The 23,477-nt window shown below is 43.5% G+C and carries 28 protein-coding genes; 20 read left to right on the forward strand and 8 right to left on the reverse strand.

All coding sequences use genetic code 11. The annotated features are described in order from the left end of the window. Nucleotides 1–4 precede the first annotated feature (4 nt). The 6 genes from nuoI (at nucleotide 5) to nuoN (ending at nucleotide 6,300) form a co-directional block, all read left to right on the forward strand. Nucleotides 5–424 (forward strand): NADH-quinone oxidoreductase subunit NuoI, encoded by a 420-nt coding sequence (nuoI, locus tag ACWM35_RS20230; RefSeq protein WP_454820686.1) that lies wholly within the window; start codon nucleotides 5–7, stop codon nucleotides 422–424. Then, nucleotides 421–939, forward strand: coding sequence for an NADH-quinone oxidoreductase subunit J (locus tag ACWM35_RS20235; RefSeq protein ID WP_454820687.1), 519 nt, complete (start codon nucleotides 421–423; stop codon nucleotides 937–939). Before nuoI ends, ACWM35_RS20235 begins: the two co-directional genes overlap by 4 nt. Beyond that, nucleotides 936–1,250, forward strand: coding sequence for an NADH-quinone oxidoreductase subunit NuoK (gene nuoK, locus ACWM35_RS20240; RefSeq protein WP_454820688.1), 315 nt, complete (start codon nucleotides 936–938; stop codon nucleotides 1,248–1,250). Before ACWM35_RS20235 ends, nuoK begins: the two co-directional genes overlap by 4 nt. Nucleotides 1,251–1,407: 157 nt before the next feature. After that, nucleotides 1,408–3,270 carry an NADH-quinone oxidoreductase subunit L gene (gene nuoL, locus ACWM35_RS20245; RefSeq protein WP_454820689.1) on the forward strand — a complete coding sequence of 621 codons (1,863 nt, stop codon included), beginning with the start codon at nucleotides 1,408–1,410 and terminating at the stop codon, nucleotides 3,268–3,270. After that, nucleotides 3,271–4,779: an NADH-quinone oxidoreductase subunit M gene (locus tag ACWM35_RS20250; RefSeq protein WP_454820690.1), complete on the forward strand. Its 1,509-nt coding sequence runs from the start codon at nucleotides 3,271–3,273 to the stop codon at nucleotides 4,777–4,779. A 6-nt stretch (nucleotides 4,780–4,785) separates the two neighbouring features. Further along, complete coding sequence (gene nuoN / locus ACWM35_RS20255; protein ID WP_454820691.1) at nucleotides 4,786–6,300, forward strand: NADH-quinone oxidoreductase subunit NuoN; 1,515 nt, start codon at nucleotides 4,786–4,788, stop codon at nucleotides 6,298–6,300. A 157-nt stretch (nucleotides 6,301–6,457) separates the two neighbouring features. Here nuoN and ACWM35_RS20260 read toward each other — a convergent pair whose 3' ends face one another. After that, nucleotides 6,458–6,628: a CsbD family protein gene (locus ACWM35_RS20260; RefSeq protein ID WP_454820692.1), complete on the reverse strand. Its 171-nt coding sequence runs from the start codon at nucleotides 6,626–6,628 to the stop codon at nucleotides 6,458–6,460. Nucleotides 6,629–6,641: 13 nt separating this feature from the next. After that, on the reverse strand, nucleotides 6,642–6,947 hold the full coding sequence (locus ACWM35_RS20265) for a hypothetical protein (RefSeq protein WP_454820693.1): 306 nt from the start codon (nucleotides 6,945–6,947) through the stop codon (nucleotides 6,642–6,644). 147 nt (nucleotides 6,948–7,094) lie between these two features. Between ACWM35_RS20265 and ACWM35_RS20270 the strand changes: the two genes are divergently transcribed. Together ACWM35_RS20270 and ACWM35_RS20275 are read left to right on the forward strand one after the other, a co-directional pair. Further along, the gene (locus tag ACWM35_RS20270) at nucleotides 7,095–8,606 is read left to right on the forward strand and encodes a mechanosensitive ion channel (RefSeq protein ID WP_454820694.1); all 1,512 of its coding nucleotides are present in this window, start codon (nucleotides 7,095–7,097) and stop codon (nucleotides 8,604–8,606) included. 73 nt (nucleotides 8,607–8,679) lie between these two features. After that, nucleotides 8,680–9,960: a hemolysin family protein gene (locus ACWM35_RS20275; RefSeq protein ID WP_454820695.1), complete on the forward strand. Its 1,281-nt coding sequence runs from the start codon at nucleotides 8,680–8,682 to the stop codon at nucleotides 9,958–9,960. Between the two features lie 66 nt (nucleotides 9,961–10,026). Here ACWM35_RS20275 and ACWM35_RS20280 read toward each other — a convergent pair whose 3' ends face one another. Next, nucleotides 10,027–10,743 (reverse strand): TrkA C-terminal domain-containing protein, encoded by a 717-nt coding sequence (locus tag ACWM35_RS20280; RefSeq protein WP_454820696.1) that lies wholly within the window; start codon nucleotides 10,741–10,743, stop codon nucleotides 10,027–10,029. Nucleotides 10,744–10,794: 51 nt separating this feature from the next. Next, nucleotides 10,795–11,061, reverse strand: coding sequence for a hypothetical protein (locus ACWM35_RS20285; RefSeq protein ID WP_454820697.1), 267 nt, complete (start codon nucleotides 11,059–11,061; stop codon nucleotides 10,795–10,797). Between the two features lie 121 nt (nucleotides 11,062–11,182). On the opposite strand from ACWM35_RS20285, the gene ACWM35_RS20290 reads away from it, so the two are divergent. Further along, on the forward strand, nucleotides 11,183–12,109 hold the full coding sequence (locus ACWM35_RS20290; RefSeq protein WP_454820698.1) for a magnesium transporter CorA family protein: 927 nt from the start codon (nucleotides 11,183–11,185) through the stop codon (nucleotides 12,107–12,109). Between the two features lie 177 nt (nucleotides 12,110–12,286). Further along, a complete protein-coding gene (locus tag ACWM35_RS20295) occupies nucleotides 12,287–12,646 on the forward strand; it encodes a hypothetical protein (protein ID WP_454820699.1) in 360 nt (119 codons plus the stop codon). A gap of 236 nt (nucleotides 12,647–12,882) precedes the next feature. On the opposite strand, the gene ACWM35_RS20300 is transcribed toward ACWM35_RS20295, so the two are convergent. Beyond that, on the reverse strand, nucleotides 12,883–13,041 hold the full coding sequence (locus ACWM35_RS20300; protein WP_454820700.1) for a hypothetical protein: 159 nt from the start codon (nucleotides 13,039–13,041) through the stop codon (nucleotides 12,883–12,885). A gap of 156 nt (nucleotides 13,042–13,197) precedes the next feature. Here ACWM35_RS20300 and ACWM35_RS20305 point away from each other — a divergent pair, with 156 nt between their 5' ends. The 4 genes from ACWM35_RS20305 to ACWM35_RS20320 all read left to right on the forward strand — a co-directional run bounded on the left by ACWM35_RS20305 (nucleotide 13,198) and on the right by ACWM35_RS20320 (nucleotide 15,974). Beyond that, nucleotides 13,198–13,530: an anti-sigma factor antagonist gene (locus ACWM35_RS20305; RefSeq protein ID WP_454820701.1), complete on the forward strand. Its 333-nt coding sequence runs from the start codon at nucleotides 13,198–13,200 to the stop codon at nucleotides 13,528–13,530. Further along, nucleotides 13,527–14,009 (forward strand): anti-sigma B factor RsbW, encoded by a 483-nt coding sequence (gene rsbW, locus ACWM35_RS20310; RefSeq protein ID WP_454820702.1) that lies wholly within the window; start codon nucleotides 13,527–13,529, stop codon nucleotides 14,007–14,009. The genes ACWM35_RS20305 and rsbW overlap by 4 nt, the downstream gene beginning before the upstream one ends. Further along, nucleotides 13,975–14,766, forward strand: a complete 792-nt coding sequence (gene sigB, locus ACWM35_RS20315) for an RNA polymerase sigma factor SigB (RefSeq protein WP_454820703.1) — start codon at nucleotides 13,975–13,977, stop codon at nucleotides 14,764–14,766. Before rsbW ends, sigB begins: the two co-directional genes overlap by 35 nt. Nucleotides 14,767–14,828: 62 nt before the next feature. Continuing rightward, nucleotides 14,829–15,974: a PP2C family protein-serine/threonine phosphatase gene (locus tag ACWM35_RS20320; protein ID WP_454820772.1), complete on the forward strand. Its 1,146-nt coding sequence runs from the start codon at nucleotides 14,829–14,831 to the stop codon at nucleotides 15,972–15,974. 47 nt (nucleotides 15,975–16,021) lie between these two features. On the opposite strand, the gene ACWM35_RS20325 is transcribed toward ACWM35_RS20320, so the two are convergent. Then, nucleotides 16,022–16,492: a Dps family protein gene (locus tag ACWM35_RS20325; RefSeq protein WP_454820704.1), complete on the reverse strand. Its 471-nt coding sequence runs from the start codon at nucleotides 16,490–16,492 to the stop codon at nucleotides 16,022–16,024. Nucleotides 16,493–16,668: 176 nt separating this feature from the next. Between ACWM35_RS20325 and ACWM35_RS20330 the strand changes: the two genes are divergently transcribed. Further along, nucleotides 16,669–19,434 carry a CHASE3 domain-containing protein gene (locus tag ACWM35_RS20330; RefSeq protein ID WP_454820705.1) on the forward strand — a complete coding sequence of 922 codons (2,766 nt, stop codon included), beginning with the start codon at nucleotides 16,669–16,671 and terminating at the stop codon, nucleotides 19,432–19,434. Further along, nucleotides 19,431–20,303 (forward strand): CheR family methyltransferase, encoded by an 873-nt coding sequence (locus ACWM35_RS20335; protein WP_454820706.1) that lies wholly within the window; start codon nucleotides 19,431–19,433, stop codon nucleotides 20,301–20,303. The genes ACWM35_RS20330 and ACWM35_RS20335 overlap by 4 nt, the downstream gene beginning before the upstream one ends. Before the next feature lie 339 nt (nucleotides 20,304–20,642). Here ACWM35_RS20335 and ACWM35_RS20340 read toward each other — a convergent pair whose 3' ends face one another. Then, nucleotides 20,643–20,897, reverse strand: coding sequence for a GlsB/YeaQ/YmgE family stress response membrane protein (locus ACWM35_RS20340; protein ID WP_454820707.1), 255 nt, complete (start codon nucleotides 20,895–20,897; stop codon nucleotides 20,643–20,645). 68 nt (nucleotides 20,898–20,965) lie between these two features. Then, a complete protein-coding gene (locus tag ACWM35_RS20345; protein WP_454820708.1) occupies nucleotides 20,966–21,268 on the reverse strand; it encodes an IDEAL domain-containing protein in 303 nt (100 codons plus the stop codon). 149 nt (nucleotides 21,269–21,417) lie between these two features. Here ACWM35_RS20345 and ACWM35_RS20350 point away from each other — a divergent pair, with 149 nt between their 5' ends. From ACWM35_RS20350 to ACWM35_RS20365, 4 genes are all read left to right on the forward strand, one after another. Continuing rightward, entirely contained in the window at nucleotides 21,418–21,753 is a 336-nt protein-coding gene (locus ACWM35_RS20350) for a general stress protein (protein WP_454820709.1), read from the forward strand. Between the two features lie 47 nt (nucleotides 21,754–21,800). Continuing rightward, nucleotides 21,801–22,007, forward strand: a complete 207-nt coding sequence (locus ACWM35_RS20355) for a hypothetical protein (RefSeq protein ID WP_454820710.1) — start codon at nucleotides 21,801–21,803, stop codon at nucleotides 22,005–22,007. A 150-nt stretch (nucleotides 22,008–22,157) separates the two neighbouring features. Beyond that, entirely contained in the window at nucleotides 22,158–22,409 is a 252-nt protein-coding gene (locus ACWM35_RS20360) for a DUF1146 family protein (RefSeq protein ID WP_454820773.1), read from the forward strand. Between the two features lie 321 nt (nucleotides 22,410–22,730). Further along, nucleotides 22,731–23,468, forward strand: coding sequence for a YwmB family TATA-box binding protein (locus ACWM35_RS20365; RefSeq protein ID WP_454820711.1), 738 nt, complete (start codon nucleotides 22,731–22,733; stop codon nucleotides 23,466–23,468). The last annotated feature ends 9 nt before the right edge of the window (nucleotides 23,469–23,477 follow it).

Consider the following 23,477-nt stretch of genomic DNA (forward strand, 5'->3'; position numbering starts at 1 on the left):
AAACGTGCTTGGATTTACGAAAGGCTTGAAGTATACCCTTAAGCAATTGACGAAAGAAAAGGTTACCTATAATTATCCTGATGAGCCGCTTCCGCTTCCGGACCGCTTCCGCGGGATTCAGAAGTTTTATCCGGAGAAGTGTATTGTCTGTAATCAATGTATGAATATTTGCCCAACGGAGTGTATTAATTTAACCGGGAAGAAGCATCCGGATCCGACGAAAAAAGGGAAGATCATTGACACTTACGATATTAACTTTGAGATTTGCATCCTTTGTGACCTATGTACGGAGGTTTGCCCGACTGAGGCGATTGTGATGACGAATAACTTTGAGTTAGCGGAATACAGCCGTGATATGTTATTTAAAAATCTTGAATGGTTAGATGAAAATGATGAAAACGTACGGCAGGTGAATAAAGCATGACAATAACAGGCGAGTTTATCGCGTTTATGGGCCTCGCGCTTGTGGCGATTATTGGCGGTGTGCTGTTATTAAACCTGACCAAGGTCGTGCATATGGTGGTTGCCTTGATTTTCACATTTGTCAGCATTGCTGGGATTTACGTATTGCTTTCAGCTGAATTTGTCGCTGCCGTGCAAATCTTGATTTATTCCGGTGCGATTACAATTATTATGCTGTTTGGCATTATGTTAACGAAGCATGATGACAATGGTGAGACGACAACGGGCAAGTGGAGAAAGGTTTTCTTGTTCTTAGGGATCGTCGGCTTTGCGATTGCCGTTTATATTGGTATTTATGACTTCAATATTGAACAAGTTCCAACCGACTTACATGTGGACAATACGATGAAAATAGGGGAAGCCCTTTACTCTAAATGGGTGATTCCATTTGAATTAACATCTGTTTTATTATTAGTGGCTCTTGTCGGATCGATAATTCTGGCAAAGAAAGAGGATAAGGAGGCGGATAAGGAATGAGTTCAGTTCCTGCTTCAGCTTTCCTAGCACTAGCACTAATCCTATTTTGTATCGGACTATATGGGGCTTTGACAAAGAAAAACACCGTCATCGTCCTCATCTCGATTGAATTAATGCTAAACGCCGTCAATATCAATCTCGTGACCTTCAGTAAATACGGAATGTCACCATCGATTACCGGACAAATCTTTGCGTTGTTCACCATCACCGTCGCTGCTGCCGAAGCAGCCGTCGGCTTAGCGATCCTAATCGCGCTATACCGCAACCGCAAAACCGTAAACATTGACGAAATGGACACAATGAAAAACTAAAATTTTTTTAAAACCTTCGGTGACAGGCACCACAAAAAGACACTGTCCATCTCAGGTGGATAAATTGGAAATAAATGTGTCTTTGTGTGGTGGACAAATGGGTGCTTTTGTCCACGAGTGGTGACAGGCACCAAAAGTTATAAAGGGGATAGTGATAATGATGGAAAATGCATGGATCATACCGCTTTTCCCGCTTTTATCGTTTTTGATTCTTCTTCTGTTTGGTAAGCGTCTGAAAGAGGCGAGTGCGTATGTGGGGATTTTGGCTACGCTTGCTTCGCTGGTTTATTCGTTGCTTGTGTTGTTCGAGCGTTTTTCCGAACCAACATTTAAGACGGCAGCAGAGTGGCTTACTATAGGGGATATTTCTTTAACAGCGGGCTTTGAAGTGAATCAATTAAATGCATTAATGCTAGTAATTGTCTCGCTCGTCAGCTTCCTTGTTCATACCTATTCAAAGGGATATATGCATGGGGATGAGCGGTTTCCAGTATTCTATGCCTATTTAGGACTATTTACGTTTGCAATGCTTGGTCTCGTAATCTCGCCCAACCTTCTGCAAACTTATATTTTCTGGGAGCTTGTCGGGGTTGGTTCCTTCCTCTTAATTGGTTTCTATTTTTACAAAGCAGAAGCGAAGACGGCCGCGAAAAAAGCGTTCATCATGACCCGTATCGGGGATGTTGGACTGCTAATCGGCATGATCCTATTATTCTGGGAAACCAAAAGCTTTGAATACAGTGAGATTTTCAGCGCAGTAGAATCTGGCGCGGTCTCGCAAACAATGATTACCTTAACTGCGATCCTGATTTTCGTCGGGGCAGTTGGTAAATCAGGTCAGTTCCCGCTACATACATGGCTGCCGGATGCAATGGAAGGCCCGACACCGGTTTCCGCGTTAATCCACGCCGCAACGATGGTTGCAGCTGGGGTTTATCTTGTCGCTTCCTTGTTTCCATTGTTCGCAGCAAGTGAAACGGCACTTCTAACCATCGCCATCATTGGTGCATTCACCGCGATCTTTGCGGCGAGCATCGGTCTCGTGCAAACCGATATTAAACGCGTTCTCGCGTTTTCAACGGTCAGCCAGCTTGGCTACATGATGCTGGCGCTCGGCTCTGCCGGCTATGTGGCTGGTGTGTTCCACTTAATGACGCACGCCTTCTTCAAAGCCTTGCTGTTCTTGGCAGCCGGAAGTGTGATTCACGCTGTGCACACGCAAAACATTGAGGAAATGGGCGGACTTTGGAAAAAGCTTAAGTTTACCGGTCCCTTATTCTTAATCGGGACGCTCGCGATCAGCGGTGTACCGTTGTTCTCAGGGTTCTTCAGTAAGGATGAAATTTTAATCGCAGCATGGGAAGGCGGCCATCCGGTTCTATTCCTACTAGCACTGATCGCGGCGTTCATGACGGCATTTTACATGTTCCGCTTGTTCTTCATGGTATTTACCGGAGAATCCCGCAGCCACACGAAAAATGTTCACGAATCACCATCGGTTATGACGTTCCCGATGATCGTTCTTGGTGTCCTGGCAATCGTCGCTGGTTACGTGCAAACACCATTCAACCATAATCTTGGGGAATGGCTTGTTGAAGGCAATGAAGCTCTCGGTCACGGACATGTCGAAGGTCCAATCTGGATTATGATTGCCGCTACCGTCGTTTCCTTAACGGGAATCTACGTGGCTTATCTGATGTATTACAAGCGCTCACTCGCGCGCAACTGGCTGTCCGGAAGCGGCGATACGCTTCACAGCATTCTTTACAACAAATATTACATCGACGAATTCTATCAAATGTCCGTTGTCGCGGTGACCAAAACGATTAGCTACTTCTTGCGCTTCATCGATGTCTTCATCGTCGAAGGTCTTGTCAAAGGGGTAGTTGGGATCGTACAAGGTCTAGGCGCGGCAGGCTCAAAGTTCCAAAGCGGACAAATTCAAACTTATGCAGCGGTTGCCTTTGTCGGGCTTGCGTTGTTAGCCGTCATCTTTGCCATAACAGGGGGGTACTTTTAAATGGATCTATCTTTCGTTCTATCACTATTAGTATTCTCCCCGTTATTAGGGATTGCGGTTCTTGCTTTTATGCCTGCAAACCAGGAAAAAACCATTAAGTTTGTCGGCTTTTTAGCGACATTGCCAGCCTTGTTCATAGCGATTGCCATTTATCTTCATTATCTTGTCGGAAAAAGCTTGAGTGACTTTGCGGTCAACAAAGAATGGATTCAATTCGGCGGTCTTCAAGGAGCGGAATCAGGAATCTTTTCCGTCAACTATGAGCTTGCCGTCAGTGGCTTTACGATGCTTTTAGTTGTCCTAACAGCGGTTGTTGCGACACTAGCAGCGATTGCCTCCATTTATATTAAAAAAGAATGGAAGGGCTACTTCATGCTATTCCTGCTGCTTGAAACAGGAATGCTTGGCGTGTTTACCGCGGAAAACTTAATTCTTTTCTTCATCTTCTTTGAAATTACCTTAATTCCGACGTTCTTCTTAATCGGAAAATGGGGCTATTTTGAAAAAGAAAAAGCAGCTTACAGTTTCTTAATCTATAATGGTTTGGGCTCAGCCGTTCTGTTAATCGTGATTATGATCTTATTTGGGCAAACAGGAACGACGAATATTGAAACGCTGACACAGATCATGAACGATCCAAATATCCCAATTTCTGGGGATTTGAAGCTGGGACTATTTATTGCTTTATTGATTGCGTTTGGTGTGAAATTACCGATTTTTCCATTGCACAGCTGGATGCTTCGCGTCCACGTTCAAGCACCGCCGTCGATTGTGATGATTCACTCTGGGATTCTACTAAAAATCGGGGCGTACGGCTTAATTCGTTTTGGAATGGGAATTTTTCCGGCGCAGTTTGAGGACTTATCGGTATTGCTGGCCATCCTAGGGGTCGTGAACCTCCTCTATGGTGCGTTTCTAGCGTTCATTCAATCAGACTTTAAAATGGTTTTGGCCTATTCTTCGATTTCACATATGGGGATTGTGTTAATCGGATTAGCGGCGATGAACGAGGCGGGGATTCAAGGGGCGATTTTCCAAGTTGTCTCTCACGGATTAATCTCAGCTTTATTGTTCTTCTTGGTCGGAGCATTCTATGAGCGCACCGATACCTCACTGATCGAAAATCTTGGCGGTATGGCAAAGGGGATGCCGATTGCCGCAGGTTTCTTATTAGGAGGGGCAATGGCGTCACTTGGACTTCCAGGGATGTCCGGGTTCGTCAGCGAGTTTATGGCCTTCCTTGGCCTGTTTGAAGAAATGCCATGGATCGCAGCGGTTGGGTGCATCGGGATTATCATGACCGCTGTTTACTTATTGCGTGCCACACTTGGCATTACGTACGGAAAATCACACCGCGACTTCAGCGGCGTTCTTGACCTCAAGGGTGTCGAATTAGTACCGGTGCTTGTGTTAATTGGCTTAATCGTCTTAATCGGAGTGTTACCAAGCGTTCTCAGCTCACCACTTCAAGCCACACTAGAAACGATTATGCTCGGGATAGGAGGGTGATGAAGGATGAGTCTTGACGAATTGCTAGCGTTTAAATGGAGCATCATGACACCAGAGTTCATCATCGTTGGTGTTGCAGCGCTTCTAACATTGCTCGATTTATTTATGCCGAAAAAACAAGACCGCCGCATTTTAGGCTGGATTTCGATCATGGCGATCGTGGCCGCAATGGTCTCGCTTGCCGGACTGATTGGCACGCCAGTCGAATCAATTTTAGATGATACCTTTAGGCTGGATTCTTTTGGAAAAGCATTCAAGTTCTTGCTTCTGGCAGGGGCAGCGCTTGTTATGTTGTTAGCGATCAGCTACGAGCCTAAGGACGGTCTCGAAGAGTATCACGGCGAGTTCTATTACTTGTTCTTAACAGGTCTGCTCGGTGCGATGGTGATGACATCCAGCGGCGACTTAATCACCTTATTTATCGGGTTAGAGCTGTTATCGATTTCTTCTTATATTTTAGCGGGGATCCGCAAGCACAATTTACAATCGAACGAATCGGCGATGAAATACGTGGTGAACGGCAGTATTGCCACAGCGATTACTTTGTTTGGGATGAGCTATGTGTACGGTTTAACGGGGACAACAAATCTGTTAACAATTGCCGGACGCCTGCAGGGCTTAGCGGATGCGCAGCATGCTTATCTGCTTGGTCTTTCGTTCTTAATGATATTCGTTGGCTTGAGCTTTAAACTTGCGGCTGCTCCTTTCCATATGTGGGCACCGGATGTTTACCAAGGAGCACCAACACCGGTTACCGCGTTTTTGAGCGTTGTTTCGAAAACGGCTGGTTTCGTGATTGTTGTGCGGATACTGTTATCGGTTTTCGGCTTAGCGGCGACGGAAGGGCCGGGGTCGATCCCGATCCTGTATAATATGCAGGATTACATCGCCTTCGTTGCTGGGGCAACAATGATTATCGGAAACGTGGTTGCCTTGAAGCAAGCGAATATTAAGAGAATGTTTGCATACTCCAGTATCGCTCACGCCGGCTACATTTTAGTGGCGTTGACGACAATGAGTTCAAACTTGTTCTACGCCATATGGTTCTATTTATTGGCATATCTGTTCATGAATTTAGGAGCATTTGCCGTCATTCAGGTAGTGGAGGCGAAGACAGGGGCAACGCGTATTGCCGATTTCGCCGGCCTGTACCGCCGCTCGCCGGTGTTAGCGGTGACGATGGGGATTTTACTAGTGGCCTTAGCAGGGTTCCCAGGAACGGCAGGGTTCATCGGGAAATTGAACATTTTTGTTGGCGCGTTTGTCGGTGGGGAACCGCATTACGTTCTCGCATCCGTGATGATCGCTACAACCGTCGTGTCCTACTTCTACTACTTCGGTGTGATGACACAAATGTTCTTCCGTCCAGCAGCGGACGACAGCAAATTGAGTGTTCCAGTTGGAATCTTGGTTGTCCTGATTGTGACCGTCCTGGCATCTGTCTTGTTCGGAATCATGCCAGACATCGCCACAGACTTCATCAGCAACAACTTCAATGATTTCATGGATTTCTTGCAATAAACAAGGGCTGGGGACTTTGGGGGAAGGAACCAGCTTACGGTCAACTTTAGGGGTAAAATATATAAGATTCAAAAAGAAGAGGCATGGGGGCCTCTTCTTTTTTTGGCTAACAGCTAGGGAATCCGGCTTGAAAATGGGTGAATGCCTAGGTCTATCACTATTCACTTAATTTATTTTTCAGCTTACCAAAGCCTTCTTGGAGCTTTCCTTTTGCCTTATCCATCTGACCTTCCGTTTTTGTTGAAGGGTTATCGGTTAATTTCCCCCACTGCTTTTTCACTTCCCCTTTGACTTGATTTAGACTCCCTTTTACATTGTCTTTATTCATATTAATCTCCTCCTTAAGGGTTAGTAGAATCAGGTGCATCTTTTTTCTCCCCATCAGAGACACCATTATCCTGGTCCACACCATCTCCGACACCATTTTCATTCAATGTTTCTTTCAGTTCCTTTCCCGTATCGGCTAAACGATCTTTCACCTCATGGTAACTTTCCTTGACCTCCTTCGTGGTATTCTGATCTATTGCGTCCTTTTGCTTACCATCATTAATCCCGTTATCCTGATCGACTCCATCTCCGCAGGCGGCTAAACCTCCAAAAGTCAGTAACATAGCCATTCCAACCGTTAAGACTGAATTTTTTCTCATTGTTTTTCCTCCTTTGTTTAAATGAACTTGCGAGTTATATTCCCCTCCGGTGAGGGAGTGAAACATTTATTTTTTGATGTTTGGAAACATACCTATGGGGTATTACAGTTACCAAACCAATAGATTTTTAGAAAAGGAGAGATGAGGATGAACGTAGAAAATATGATGGCTGGTTGGTATACATATACCGATCGAATCCCCCAACTATTATTAGCACTTCTTGTCTTATTAATAGGTTGGCTGGTCGCAAAAGCAATTGGCAGGGCAGTTGAAGCAGGTCTCGAGAAAACCAGTTTGGACGATAAACTGTTTGCAAATGTGAAAAATCGAAAATACTCATCGGAAGTTATTATTGGAAAAATTGTCTATTATACGTTACTTGTTGTCGTCTGGATTATCTTTTTCAATATGCTGCAGCTAGGTTTGATTGCAGAACCGCTTGTCATCATGGTATCAACCTTGACGGCAGCTGTGCCACATCTATTGAAAGCAGCTCTAATTCTATTATTTGCCTGGGTAGTGGCTCTTGGACTGCGCTTTCTTTTTAAAAAAGGAACGGAATGGCTGCAGTTAGAACATAAGCTTGTTAAATGGAAAATGGCGGACACGGTGCGGGAAGCTTCACACCGATTAAATCGTATCGCGATGACCATCTTCTATTTAGTTCTTCTGTTATTTTTACCAGCGGTGCTGGGCGCCTTGGAGCTGGAAGGCATAGCCGAGCCGTTCTCCCACGCTTTGTCGATCATCCTTGCTTTTATTCCGAAACTATTTGCGGCCGCATTAATTGTGCTAATTGGCTGGTTGATCGCTAAAATTGTCCGCGATATTTTAATCAATTTTTTAAAAACGATAGGTACAGACAAGCTTGGCCAGCGGTTTGGCATAATGAAAAATGATAGAGAATTCCACTTGTCCTCATTGGCAGGGAATATAGCGTTTATCTTAATCTTAATTCCTACGATCATTACCGCTTTAGAAAAACTAGAACTAAAGGGAATTTCACAACCAGCAGTAAGAATGCTGGAGGAGGTACTGGCGTTAATTCCAAATATAGTTATTGCAGTGGTTCTGATTATGGCGGGAATTTGGCTGGGAAAATGGGTGGAGATACTGGTTAGCCAAATGCTATGGCGTTTAAGGTTCGACCAAGTGTTTCACCAAATAGGGATTGGCTCATTAACACCCGAGAAGCCAAAATACACCTTATCGCAAATGGTCGGTGTTCTGACGAAGATCATTGTAATTCTGTTATTCACGGTGGAAGCCTTACAAATTGTGCATTTAGACTTCTTAGTGACATTAGCAACAGGGGTAATTGCGTATCTGCCAATGATTTTAACAGCCGTGATTATCCTTGGTATTGGATTGTACGTTGGACAGTTAATGGAGCGGGTGCTGCAAAATCTAGTGAAGCACAACAATTCGCGCACCCTTGCGAAGATCGCGAAATACACCATCTTTTCCATAACCGTGTTCATGGCGCTAGACCAGCTGGGTGTGGCCCATTCAATCGTAAATGCTGCCTTCATCCTCGTCTTAGGCGGGTTATCCCTGGCGTTCGGACTGGCATTCGGCCTTGGAGGAAAAGAGTTCGCTAAGAAATATTTAGGGAAGTTGGATGAGAAATTAGAAGGTGGAAATAAACCAGGTTTATAAATAATCACAGACAATCCGAAATCACTAGTCGATTTCGGATTGTTTTTTAAAAAGAAGGAGGTGCCGTGATTCGATGCTAGTAGTGAATTTAGCAGCATTCGTGGTGTTAATTGCCTTGACGGCTTTCTTTGTGGCGGTTGAATTTGCGATTGTAAAAGTGAGGGTGTCGCGGATTGATCAGTTAGTGGCGGAAGGGCGGAAAAATGCAGCAGCGGCCAAAAAGGTCGTTTCCAATTTAGATGAATATCTATCGGCATGTCAGCTCGGAATTACAGTGACCGCGCTGGGGCTTGGGTGGCTTGGAGAACCGACGGTAGAGCGGCTGTTTCAGCCAATATTGGCCTTGCTTCCGGTGAATGCCGCCATCACCCACCTAGTATCTATTGTTCTAGCTTTTATGTTTGTCACGTTTATTCATGTCGTAATTGGGGAATTAGCACCGAAAACGGTGGCCATTCAAAAGGCCGAGCAGATTACGGTGCTGTTTGCGAAGCCGATTATCTTGTTTTACAAACTCATGTTTCCATTCATCTGGTCTCTCAACCAATCCGCGCGTTTGTTAGTTGGAATCTTTGGATTAAGGTCGGCGTCCGAACATGAAATAGCCCATTCCGAGGAAGAGCTGCGGATCTTATTATCGGAAAGTTTTAAAAATGGGGAGATTAATCAAAATGAATGGAGATACGTAAACAATATTTTTGAATTTGATGAGCGACTGGCAAAAGAAATCATGATACCGCGAACGGAAATGAGCTGTATTCCGATTGACGCTCCTCTTGAGGAAGTGGTTCAAAAAATCAGGATGGAAAGGTATACTCGTTACCCGGTACTTGATGGAGATAAGGATTATATTTTAGGGGTTTTGAATGTAAAAATGTTGCTAACAGCCCTATCGAACGATAAACAGGTCAACGTAAGAGCGATGATCCGCCCGGTGATAAGGGTGTTTGAAACGATCCCGATTCATGACCTGTTAATCCGCATGCAGACGGAGGGTTCCCATATGGCGATCTTAGTGGATGAATATGGCGGAACGGCAGGTCTGGTGACACTTGAAGATTTGATTGAGGAAATTATCGGCGAGGTTAGGGATGAGTTTGATCACGATGAAGTAGCAAAGATCCGTAAACGGAAGCGAAAGCAATATATTATTGATGCTAAAGTATCCATTCGTGAGGTGAATAAGCTACTGGGGATTGATCTTAAGGCGGAGAAAGTGGAAACGATCGGCGGCTGGTTCCTAGCTCAGAAAGCAGATATTAAAACAGCGGTGGAAGAGGAAGGCTGTGTCTTTAAGGTTCATGAAGCCGAGGGCTATCATATTAAGTATTTGGATGTTCGAAAGATTGGGTGACAAAAGAAAAAGTCAGGCCTTGGCCTGGCTTTTTGGTATGCTAATGGAATTAACATTTAGTATGACTCATTTGTCAGTGAAGTCATGCTTTTCGTTTGGTTGTTCATTTTCCATCAACCGTAAATCGTTCTGGAATATTTGGTGTAGTAAGCCTTTCCGACCAAACAGCAAAATTTGATCTCCCTCATGGAGCGTGGTCGAGTCAATATTCTTCCTGATAATCAAATCACCTCGTCTCAGAAACAGAACCACGAAATCAAGCTTATTATGATTCTTAATCGCTGCATTTAAGCTCGAACCCACAAGCCGTGATTCTTGATAGAGATGAATCTCAACGAGAGTATCCTGTTTATTTTTCAAAAAAATATCCCGAATGGGCAGGTCAGCCAGTTCAACATTCTCCTTTAATTCTTTGTTAAATCGCTTGGAGAGCAGCCGCTGAATGCCAGACATTTTTAAGATAATAAAAACCGAAATGACGATACCAGTGGTCGTGATGATTTCAGTGTGGCGGAGATCCTCCGACAGAAACTGGCTAATCGACGAGATGATGACCGCAAGGGAGAAGGCGCCGAACAGAATCAGGAAGGTGGCGAGCTTGCGGCGGATGGGGTGACCGAGGATGAGCTCAGATTCTCCTGTTGTGAAGCCGGTTCCCGTCATCATTGAAATGACCTGAAACCTTGATACTTCTAACTTCAACCCTGTAAGACGAAATAAGATGACAAAGATCTCAATGACTAGCAGAATGATCACAATGTAAAAGAATAAAAAGAATAACATCGCGAAATCTCCCCTCTATCAAAAATAGTTGGGGCCCAAAGACCCCAACCATTACTGAATTTTCTCGTTATAAAATTGTACGGAATACTGGGCACCCTCACTAACCATCTCGTTATCGGCAAAATCCTTCGGGTGCGGATTTCCTCCTTTTTCAATGGGAAGCTGTTCGGCTTTCGCAAAGACGGTTGGTTTCACCTTGCGCTTCCAATCTCGTAACATACTCTCTGCTTTAATGCGGTTTGGTTTATTCGACAGCCACACCGCGGATGCCCCGATTCCTACTGCCAATAATGAGCCCATACTTAAGACTTTTTTCATAATGAACACCCTCCTTAAGATTTGAACTTGTTCTATTACATACCCGGTATCCTTAACTAGTAAACATTGTTTCGATTCCTTTATTGAGGGGAATGAAAGGAAAAGAAGGAGGTTGAGGTCCGTGAAGAGAGAGATTCATTTTGACAAGTGGCAATGGATTCAGTTGAACAGGAGTGATCTTGTTTTAGAAAACGAGAGCATTCCTTCAGACTGGCTGCATTCGATTCGAAAAAGGAAAACAAATTGCTTGCGTGTGTATGGTTTGAATAATCAGGAAAAGATGATCCAAGGTTCACTCCTATTTCGGCAGGATGTCGAGAAGGAAGAGGATCGGCAACTCTTTCATTTCCATTTAACCTGTAAGCGACTGGTTACGGTAGATTTTGAGTTTTCCTTGTTAAAACAGCTGGAGCCTGAAGTTTTGTTGCCGCAGTTAAATAAGACAGCGCATGCGGTGGATGGCTTTTTATTTTTGCTTGGGGAGCTGATGAATGATCTGCTCGTCGATATTGACCAGTTTGAGGAATCCCTCCATAAATTAATTTGGGGGGTGAAGGAGAGAAACGAAACGCGGATATTGGAAGATGTGTTTCAACAGCGGCACGAGCTGTTAGTTTGTAAGAATCTATTCATTCCAATTCAGGAGCTGAAAATGGCAGTGGAGGAAATCGATTTTCCTGGAGTGAATGACGGCGAATATTTCACACGTACCTGTAAACGGATTGACCGGGCAAGGGTGCTGCTCCAGGAGTATGAACAGGAAATCGATTCGATTATTCATTTAGAAGAAGTCATTTCTTCGCATCGCGGGAATGAAATAATGAAAACCTTAACCGTTCTAACAACCGTTTTTACTCCGATCATGGCGTTAGGGGCCTTATGGGGAATGAATTTCAAACATATGCCTGAACTCGAGTGGAAGTTTGGTTATCTTGGTTCGATCATCCTCATTGCAATGTCGACCCTCATTCTCTATGTTTATTTACGAAAAAAGGGTTGGACAGGAGATCTATTAAAAGGAAAAAAGAGAAAATCATTTTTTCAATAAAAGGTTTGAAGCCGTTCGATTCGTGGTACTACACTACTAAGGTTAGAAACTAGCTAACCTGATATCAGAATCCAGCAAGAAGTAGAAAGAGGGTGGTTGAAGTATGTGGTTGCCTGTTCGGTAAACCGAAAGGAATGAAAAACAGCAATCCCAAAAAATTCGAGGAGGAAGATAATCATGGCTAAAAATTTAGAGGATCGTAAAGGTATGGAGTACAAAGAGGAAGAAACGAAGTATCAACACGAGAGGCAATTTCCTGGCGAGGATCGCTTAATGAATGAGCAGCAACAAGGCTTTGAGAACGGCTATCAGGACAAGGAACGTTCAGGCGATCAATTCATAAACGATATCCATGAAACCCCAAATGAGCAAGCGCTAGAGGAAGGAAATCCTGCCTTCCTAGGTGGACAAGAAGAGGGAACTCCTCGGTCTGGATATTCGATTTCCAAGAACACAGATAAGGAATGTCAAAAAGAGGATGAATCCAGATCGGATTGGAATAATGGCCGAGCCTATCAAGTAAATGAAAAAAAATAATCTACCATTTATATATAGGAGGCTTGCACAAGGGGTGCAAGCCTCTTTCCATATAAAGTGAAACTTCAATCAGTGGGGCTTTCTTCATCCCCACTGATTGTTAGTTGAACCTATCGGGCTTTTACGCGCAGTTATCCCCTACCTAAACTTCTTCGCTTTTACTAAAGTTTTTGAGGTGGGGGTCTTACTGCCCGTTAATGACGGGATAAAAAAATGACCCTCAAACAAGGGTCATTTTATTGCTTCGGATCGGGTGTAAGCTTTTCTTCTTCTTTTAATTCTTTATTGGTTTTGGCGTTTTCCATTTCCTTGCCGAGCTTTTTCATTTCTTCAAAATTCTGGGCCATTGAGCCATTGTTGGAAACAGGGAACTTATCTTTTAGTTTTTCATTCATTCAACTTCACTCCTTTTTGAAGATATACCCGTAATCGTAAAGACAAAACCAGTTTTTTGATATAATGCTAGAAAATATAATTTTTTTAAAAAAATAGGTTTAGGTTTTTAATATAGAGGGTATTTAAACAGTAAATATTTCAGAGGTGATGATGGAATGAATTTGAACATCGCAAAACATCAGAATGAGAAGGAAATATTCGTCAATGTTGCGGGAGAAATTGATGCATATACAGCACCAAAGCTAAGAGAGGAATTACTGCCGCTTGCGGAAGGGAAAAATAAAAAGATAACGGTCAATCTGAAGGATGTGTCCTATCTAGATAGTACCGGGCTCGGAGTGTTCGTAGGCTTGTTCAAGCAGCTGAACAAAAATGAAGGGGAACTAGAGCTGGTGGAGTTATCCGATCGATTAAAGCGGCTTTTTGAAATTACGGGATTGAGTAACATAATGAAGATTTCTGTTAAGGTAGAGGATGGGGGACGATGAAACACGTGATGGATTATGTTGAAATGAAGATTCCAGCAAAAGCAGAGTATGTAGGTGTTATTAGATTAACCATTTCGGGAATTGCCAGCCGCATCGGTTTTACATATGAAGAAATTGAGGATATTAAAATTGCTGTCAGTGAAGCGTGCACAAATGCTGTTCAGCATGCTTATCCGAATGGTGAAAAAGGGGAAGTAATCGTTGGCTTTGGGATTTATGAAGACAAGCTAGAAACAATGGTTGCGGACTCTGGACAAAGCTTTGATTTTTTTCAAATGAAAGACGCACTTGGCCCTTATACTGAATCAAGTACGGTTGAAGAACTAACAGAGGGAGGGTTAGGTCTATATCTGATCAGAACGCTCATGGATGAAGTCCGCGTAGTTAATCATTCTGGAGTTAAGGTCTTCATGGTGAAGCAACTAGGTGGGGAGCGTGATTTTCATGATGAAACGATCTCAGACCGCGAGACTATCTAAGGAAGAAGTCCATCGTTTGGTCTTACAATTCCAAGAGACCGAGAGTGAAACAGCGCAAGAAGCCTTAGTGGAAAATTATACAGCACTGGTCGGGAGCATCGTGCGAAAATATTCTAAAGGAAGAGATTTGCATGAGGATATCATGCAAGTGGGGATGATTGGATTATTATCGACCATCCGACGATTTGACCCAAGCGCGGGGACTCCGTTTGAAGCGTATTTAATTCCGAATGTGATTGGCGAAATCAAACGGTTTTTACGGGACAAGACCTGGGATGTCCATGTGCCGAGACGGGTGAAAGACATGTGGCCGAAATTGAATTCGGCAGTAGAAGAGCTGACTACCCGCTTAGAACGGTCACCAAAGATCCACGAAATCGCCGAGCATTTGGAGATTTCCGAAGAGGAAGTACTAGAAACAATGGAAATGGGAAAGAGCTATCAAACCGCATCAGTGGATCAATCGGTTGAGACCGGTTCAGACGGAAGCACGTTGACAACCTTGGATGTAATGGGCTCCGAAGACGAAGGCTTTGAAAAAGTCGACCAAAAACTGTTTCTTGAAAGTGCCCTTCATGTGCTGGATGAAAGGGAGAAGCAGATCATCCAGGCGCTCTTTATTGATTGTAAAAGTCAAAAAGAAACAGGAGAGTCTCTCGGAATATCGCAAATGCATGTTTCGCGTTTGCAACGAAGGGCGTTAGTGAAATTGAGAAAAGTGCTTGCTCGTAGAGTTACGAAAGAAAGTTCCAGCTAGAATAAAAAAGCCTGACCCAAACCGGTCAGGCTATCTGTGGATAAAGAGGTGATACTATGCCAATGAAAATTGTCGTCGTCGACGATAACAATACCAATCTGATGATCATCGAAAAAATTCTGAAAAAAGCAGGTTACAAAAGGTTGGTGAAACTGACCTCTGCAGGAGCGCTTTATGATTATTTGCAGCTGGATCATCCGAATTCACCGGAGGTTTCCGCTGATTTGGTTTTAATGGATCTGATGATGCCAGAAATTGATGGGATCGAGGCCTGCCGCACCGTCCTCGCGGATGAACGATATCTCGATTTGCCGATTATTTTTGTCACAGCAATGGGGGATTCGAATAAGATGGCTGAGGCAATGGATGCTGGTGCCCTGGACTACGTGATGAAGCCGATTAATACCGTCGAGCTATTGGCCAGGATCCGGTCCGTTTTGCGGATCAAGTATGAAAAGGATTTGCGGAAAGAACGGGACCAGCGGATTCAATATGAATTGGATTTGGCCAAGCATGTCCAGAGAAGCATGCTCAGCGCCCCCCTACAGGAGGAAGATGTGACGATTTCGGCAGTGTACAAGCCCACTTTTGAGCTTGCTGGTGACTTTTACGCTTGGTATCCGATTAGTCAGAATCGTTATGGCGTCATCCTTCTCGATATGATGGGGCACGGGATTTCCTCCTCGTTGGTGGGGATGTATATCTATTCCGCCTTAAAGGATACGATTACCGGTGTGTCTGATCCGGAAGCGGTAATGAAGGAACTGAATGATCGAATGAATCAGTTACATACTCTTGATAGTTTACTAAATTACTATTTTACCGCGATTTATTTTGTGCTCGATACAAAAAAGCAGCAAATAGAATATGTGAATGCCGGCCACCCAGCAGGGATTGCGATTGTCGATGGGGAAGTGAAGCTTTTGAGCGAAGGCTCGTGTGCACTCGGCTTTTTTGATGAGGTAGAGGTCACGAAAGGGGTCATTTCCTATCAGGAAGAAGCCCGAATTTTGCTATATACGGACGGACTGTCGGAATGGCTGGAGGAAGAGCATGACGATGCGGAAGCGAGATTAATCCACTGTCTACAGGAGCCAGGAATCGATAATCCGGTGAGCTTCATGGAACAGCTGCAGCCGAATTCAGAGCTGGTGAATTCGGCTAAGGACGATATGTGTCTCGTCATGGTTTCAACTACTGCTCCATGATTGAAGGGTGTCAGCGCTTTGGCTGACACCCCCGTTTCATGTGTAAGTCATTCTGTTAGATAAGCTTCGACCATCCACCGGTGTTTTTCTAAAGAGGTTCGGATGTGGACAAACATATCTGCCGTCGGCTCATCCTCTTGCTCCTCGGCAAGGGTAATGGTTTCGGTTAGTTCCTTGCAAAGGGTATCCAGATCCTCTGCTAAAGTGGACATCATGGTTTCTGCATCTTCCTCCTCAGAGGCTTCTTTGATCACGGAAAGCTCAAGGGCTTCTTGAAGTGTCGATGCCGGTGTCGCTCTTAAGACGAGCATTCTTTCGGCAATCGTATCAAGATGTAACGCTGCCTCTTTATATAATTCTTCAAATTTCATGTGCAGGGTGAAAAAATTCGCCCCTTTTACATACCAGTGGTAATGGTGCAGCTTCATATAAAGGACGGAGAAGTTCGCCACCTGCTGATTCATCCTATCTGTTAATGATTTCGTTTGTGTTTTCGATTTTGTAGAAGTCGTTGACATATTACCTACCTCCATTTTTTGTGATAATAGTTTAATACCCGGGTGGGGCAGAATTGAAACGGTTTTTTGAGATTCTTGAAGGATGGACCAAGCCACTTAGGACCTAATTCCCATTGGGAGAGTCGGTTCCGAAACGATATGATAAAGTTACCGAGTATCCACAAAGGAGGAGCAGAATGAAGGGATTTCATTTCAACATACACGCGAAAATTATGACCGGCTACCTGTTTATATTAGTTTGCTTGATTGTCTCTCTGTTGATTGTCATGAATCGGATGTCAGCTTTGCAGACGGAAGTGGATTTCGTTTCAAAGCATGACATTGAAGTCCAGGATTTGGCGAATCAGATTCAAAAAAACGTATTGGACATGGAAACGGGAATGAGGGGATATGCGATTACGGGAGATGAAGCGTACCTCGAGCCGTATCATGAGGCAAACAGAAGTTGGCTTGACGACTACAACAAACTTCACTCTCTGTTGGCGGATAATGGGAGGCAGCAGCGGAACTTAGAAGAAATTAGGCCGCTGATTATCAACTGGATTGCCAATTCGGGTGAATATGTCATCAATCAAAAAAAAGCCAATAACCAAGCGGCGTTGGATGATCATTTTTCAAAAAATAAAGGAAAAAAGCTGACGGATGAGCTCCGCTCTCACTTTGATTCCTTTCTCGAAAAGGAACGGAATCTCACGACCGAACGGGTAGGAAAACTGAGTCAGGATAATAACAATCTAAAAATGGCACTGTACGCCTTAATTGTATTGGTTACCGTGGTTACAATTGCAACAGCCATGTTCCTGTCAAATTCGATTGTGAAAACGATTAAACAGGTGGGGCGTACGATTCGTAACATTACCGATTCAAAAGAAACCGAGTTTGACCTCACGACTCGAATTGAGGTCAATACGCATGATGAAACGCATGAACTAGCCGAGGCGATGAACGAACTGCTCAGCAGTCTTGAAAAACAAAGCTGGGTTCAAAATAGTATTGCGGAAATTTCGACGATGTATCAGGGAATAACGGATATCACCGAATTGGCGCAGGCTTTTATCACCAATCTTGCCCCTAAGCTGGATGCCGTTTATGGAGTTGTCTACCTCCGTAAAAGTGATGGAGGCAAAATTCAATTTGTGAAAGAGGCCGGCTATGCCAGCACCGGGGAGGATGGTTCCGCGCAATGCTTTGCTCTTGGAGAAGGACTGGTTGGACAAGCGGCTCTTGATAAAAGGCTATTTCTGATCGATATGCTTCCGGAGGATCATGTGAAAATCACTTCCGGACTAGGGAATTCTAGGCCACGAAACTTATTAATTGCCCCGATTTTGGTGGATGGCCGTGTGGAAGCGGTGGTGGAATTCGCTGCCTACCAGTCTTTTCAATCACAGCACTTAAACTTAGTGGATTCACTTCAAGAAAAGTTTGGTTCAGCGATTATCAATGTAGCTGGTCGGATGGAAGTGGAAAGGCTCCTTGGCGAATCGCAGGTAATGACCGAAGAGCTACAAGCCCAATCAGAGGAACTACAGGCCCAATCGGAAGAATTACAAATGCAGCAAGAACAACTGCGGATTACCAATGAATTTTTAGAAGAGCAGAAGCAATTCGCCGAGCAACGGGCTTTCGAGCTGAAAAAGGCGAAGGATGAACTGGAAGACTATTCCCGCAAGCTGCAAATGAGTTCGCAGTACAAAACAGATTTCTTGGCAAATATGTCCCATGAGCTGCGGACGCCATTGAATAGTATTCTGATTCTGTCGCAAATGCTGATGGAAAACGAAGACGAAATGGATCTGGCCGAAGTGCGAGAATCCTCACGGGTCGTTTACACGGCCGGAAGCGACTTGCTGCGGCTGATTGATGATATTTTAGATCTGTCAAAAATCGAAGCAGGAAAAATTGAAATCCTATCTGATGAAGTCAATATCACGGAAATACCACTTATGATGCGAAGTATGTTTGACCCAGTTGCAGCGAAAAAGAATTTGGCATTTGAAGTCCTGACAGATTCAAATCTGCCTCAGGTAATCACAACAGACGGCCAAAGACTGCAGCAAATCTGGAAAAATCTATTGAGCAATGCCTTTAAATTTACGGAACATGGATCTGTAACAGTTAGAATCGAACAGGCTGAACCGTCTGTAGGACAGGAATTACTTGGGACTCCGGACGGAGAAACGATCATCGCCATCTCGGTAACGGATACAGGTATCGGAATTCCCAAGGATAAACAGCAAATCATTTTTGATGCGTTTCAACAGGTCGACGGTACCACGAACCGTCAATTTGGCGGCACGGGGTTAGGGTTATCGATATGCCGCGAATTTACGCGGATGCTCGGCGGTGCGCTTACGGTTCAGAGTGAGCCACAGAAGGGAAGCACGTTTACTTTGTATATTCCGAGTAAATTAGAGGCGGCAGAATATCAGCTAGAACCATCCGCTCTTGATGAAGTAGCGGTTAGTGTTAGCGAAACCGTGGAAGTGCAAGAACGATTGATAGCGGTAGATGTTGAAACCACCGAAGAAGAAATTTCCGATGATCAGTTATTTAAAGGGAAGAAAGTGTTGTTGGTAGAGGATGACGGCCGTAATGTCTTTGCCCTTGTTACCGCTCTAGAAGCAAAAGGGGTGAAGGTGCGAGTGGCGGAAAATGGTAAGGAAGCGATTGGGATTTTACAAGAACAAGCCGATTTTGACCTTGTGTTCATGGATATCATGATGCCGGTAATGGGGGGGTATGAGGCAATGGAAATCATTCGCCACAAATTAGAAATGGAACATCTGCCGATCATTGCCCTGACTGCTAAAACGATGAAAGGGGAACGAGACAAGTGTATGGAGGCAGGAGCGTCTGATTACATCATGAAGCCATTAAATATTAATCAGTTATTCTCGCTGATGCGGGTATGGCTGACGGAGCAGGTGAATCCAGCATGAATGGCACACAGATGGAGTTATTGACAGAGACGGACCCAGTCGTCCCAACCGAGCTTCAGGAAATCGAGATAACCTTGCTGCTTGAGGGCGTGTACCAAATGTACGGATATGATTTTCGAAGTTATGTCCGAGGATCGATTACGAGAAGAATCTTAAATCGGATGAAAGCAGAGAGACTTCCGACGATTACGGCGTTATTGGAAAAAGTACTACATGAAGAAGGATATTTGGAGCGGCTATTGAATGACTTTTCGATCCGAATGACAGAAATGTATCGTGATCCAAGTTTCTTTGCTGCTTTTCGCAAGGAGGTCGTGCCAATGCTTCGCGATCTCCCCGAAATCCGAATCTGGCATGCCGGCTGTGCAACGGGGGAAGAAGTGTATTCGATGGCGATTCTCATGAAGGAAGAGGGACTTGGCGATAAAACCAAAATCTACGCCACCGATATGAACGAAAAGGCGCTGAAAGCCGCACAAAAGGGAGCCTTTCCGCTGAAAAAAATGCAGCAATATACGAAAAATTACTTGAAAGCCGGCGGTAGTATGGCCTTTTCCGAGTACTATACAACCGATCATCAATTTGCCTATTTTTCTCCGGACTTAAATGAAAATTTAACATTCGCCCAGCACAATTTGGTGACCGACAGTTCGTTCAATGAGTTCCATGTGATCCTCTGCCGCAATGTCATGATTTATTTTGATAGTACCCTCCAGCAAAAAGTCCATCGCCTGTTCTATGACAGTTTATCGGACGGCGGGTTTATCGGACTGGGAAGCAAAGAATCGATTTTGGCGATGCCACGAGGAATGGAATATGAAGAATTTAACGCTGGGGAAAAGATCTATCGGAAAAAAGGGGATGCCTGACTTGATTGGGCATCTCTTTTTTTTAGGCTATGTTATAACTGAATGTTGATTTTCCTGTGTTTGAAAAATAAACGGAAAAATTCCGTTTAAATTGGGAATTACTCATATTTCCTTCAAAATAAGGGGAGTTTTTCCGTTTATATTATAAAAATCTTTGGATTTTGGCTTATTTAGAGCAGTTAGCCGGAAATTCTCCGCTTATATCGCTTCTTAAGTTTCCTTTATAAACATTAGCCGGAAATTCTCCGCTTATGAATTCTCCTACCTACTGGAAAATCAACAATGAATAATACCAGAGCTTTTTTTGTAGAAGAAAAAAAGACTGCACGAGGCAGTCTCTTAGGCTCTACGTCTGACCTTTCCAAGGATAAGGCTTACGACAAAGACGAGGGCGATAGCACCAATAAGGGCGGGTAAAATGTAAAAACCTCCAATGACAGGTCCCCAGCCTCCTAATAATAAAGAACCAAGCCATGCCCCGACAAATCCGGCAATGATATTTCCGATGATTCCACCAGGTACATCACGTCCAAGAATAAGTCCGGCTAACCAACCAATCACGCCTCCAATAATTAATGACCAAATAAATCCCATGAAAATCTCTCCTTTCTATTTTTCAATGAGTGATGCTTATTACATACCCGAATCCCGAGGGATGAAACCTATTGACTTAAAAATTGATTTTCGAATCTTCTTTTAGAACGAGAATCTTGCATTCGTTTCTTTAACCGACGCTGATTCACTTTTAATTTCAGAACATATTGATGGAACCCTTGCTGGTCACGTTCATCAAGGCAACGATCGATTTCACGCTTCAGGAGACTGATTTTTGTAATTAACTCCGCCTCGGTCAAGAAAGGTCTTTTATTCTCATTTAATGTTCTTCCGCATTTGCACCGCTTCTCACCCGAACCCATGACAAAAAATTCGGAACTTCCACAGACTTTACAACCGTTTTCTTTCATATAAACACCTCCAAATTTGTAGGTTTATTACCCCAAAGGATGTTTTTCTAAACATGATAAAAAACAGGTTTCAAACGTAGAAAGGGCGGTTATATACAAAGTACAAGGTCAAGCTGCTGGCTGACCAATAACTTTTAGGAGGAATGGAAATGGCAGTAGTAAAGATTGTGGAAAATGGTGTGCAGGCAAGAGAAGGAATACAACTATTTATGACGCAGGGATATACAACAGAAGAAATTTATTTATTAGCACATGATGAAAAACGAACCGATGATTTAACCGAAGCATTAGGCACGAGTGAAGTCGGGTTAGAGGAGCAAGGAATCTTCGGATCGCTTGCCAATGTGTTTCGTTCAAGAGGAAATGAGCTGCGAGCAAAGCTGGAGTCATTAGGACTGACAGAAGCCGAAGCAGATGAGTATGAAAAAGAATTGGATCTTGGAAAGGTAATCCTTGTCGCATCCAAATCGGCCTATGTGATATAGAACAGCTGAAGGTTTTGGATAATGGGAGCCCCGAGGGGTTCCCAAAAATGCATATAACAAATGAGGTGAAAAGAATGAAAATGTCGGAGCAAAGTTTTGAAAAATTACAAGGGATTCGTAAACGAGCGAGAGCAAAGAAAACGGAAAAACATCCATTCGTTCAATATTTTAGAAATCCGATTATTCACAAACAAATCCACGGTGAAAGAGTATATGTTCCGTTAAATATCCAAAGGGTATGGAATGAAATATAATCCTTATTAACTGCCTAAACACTGATTATCCGGTTGCAAACAGTGTTTAGGCAGTTAATATGTAAAAATTCTGTAACAATAATGAAACTTTTCACGATTTCATCCGTCAGTATGATAGAATATTCTTTAGCACTTTTACGGAGGTTTTGGCTGATGGAGGGGTTTGGACAAGTTGCCCTATTGAGTATTCTTTCCCACCTAGTGTTTATAGGTGTGGCTTGGTTTGCCTTGCAGGCTGTGCGCTTAGATAAGGTTTTGAAGCCCAATCATGTTTTCCAGGCACGCCTACTGTATATATTGTTGGCCATTTTCCTTGGATCATCCGTTAGCAATTTCTTCCTAGACTATCTCCAATGGTCCAGGCAGCTTCCAATGATTTTACAATACATACACAATTGGTAAAAATTTAGGTAAAAGTACATGTTCCCATTTTCGCAGAAATTGAGTACAATCAAATTTGTGTGAAAAATGAAAGTGAAACAAGTTAGATAGCCTTGTAAAGTTCAAAATTTCACAAATGGGATCCTTCATTTTAAAACGAATCTTTGGGAGAAGCGGATAAAGAACCGTTCTTGCGTTCGACGCTTCTATAAAAACTGAAACGATTCGAAGAAACAACGAATGGTATTTTTTTGCAATAAAGACTTTGTCAAAAAGTGACGAGATTTCCCAAGTATGCTCTTTCTCTCCTTGGTAACAATGGTAGTAAGGGGGAGAGTAGAGATGAAGAGAAAAGCAAAGCTATTTATTGGTATTAGCATGATGTTGATTATTGGTTTGGGAACAATACTGGGCTTTCGGCAAGCAGCGGAAGCGAGCGGCGACAATGATTTGTTAAAAATCGCCGATGTTTTTCAAACAGAAAATATTTTGCTCGAAGAATGGTCTTTTTATGCAAGGAAACATTTGGTTGACCTGAAAACAGAGAATGAAGTAGAGGAATATGTGAAGGAGCTTCAGGAACGTTTTCCAGATTGGGCTTGGTCTCGCAGTAAGACTAGCGAAAAATGGGAAGTAACAGCAGTATCTCCGACTTCGAAACACCACAAAGAAATGCTTCAAATTATGGCAACCCACACAAAACAACCTATCGACGCGTATATAGTTTATAGGGTCAGCGGTGAAGAGTGGAACAAGGAGATAGAGTCCTTTTTCACAAGGGATCAATTTAAAACTAGGCTATCCGACATATTTCGGGGTAAACCAACAGTTTTTTCTTGTATGAAAGGCAGTGTCAATGATAAGATTGATACGGCTTTAAGCAATTTACTGAATGTTTTTAATGCAAAAGAAATCGAAGCGTTAAAAGAGGATAATTTCATGTCTGTTTCGGCGAATTCGCCAAGACTCAAAGACACCATTGAAAATAACATGAATTTACAAATTGGCTTACGCTCCGAGGGATTGGGCGCAAAGACTACCGTTGTAGTTGGCACACCAATCATTACGATTGAATATTAATATAGAGAA

The sequence above is a fragment of the Neobacillus sp. K501 genome (assembly GCF_053749995.1).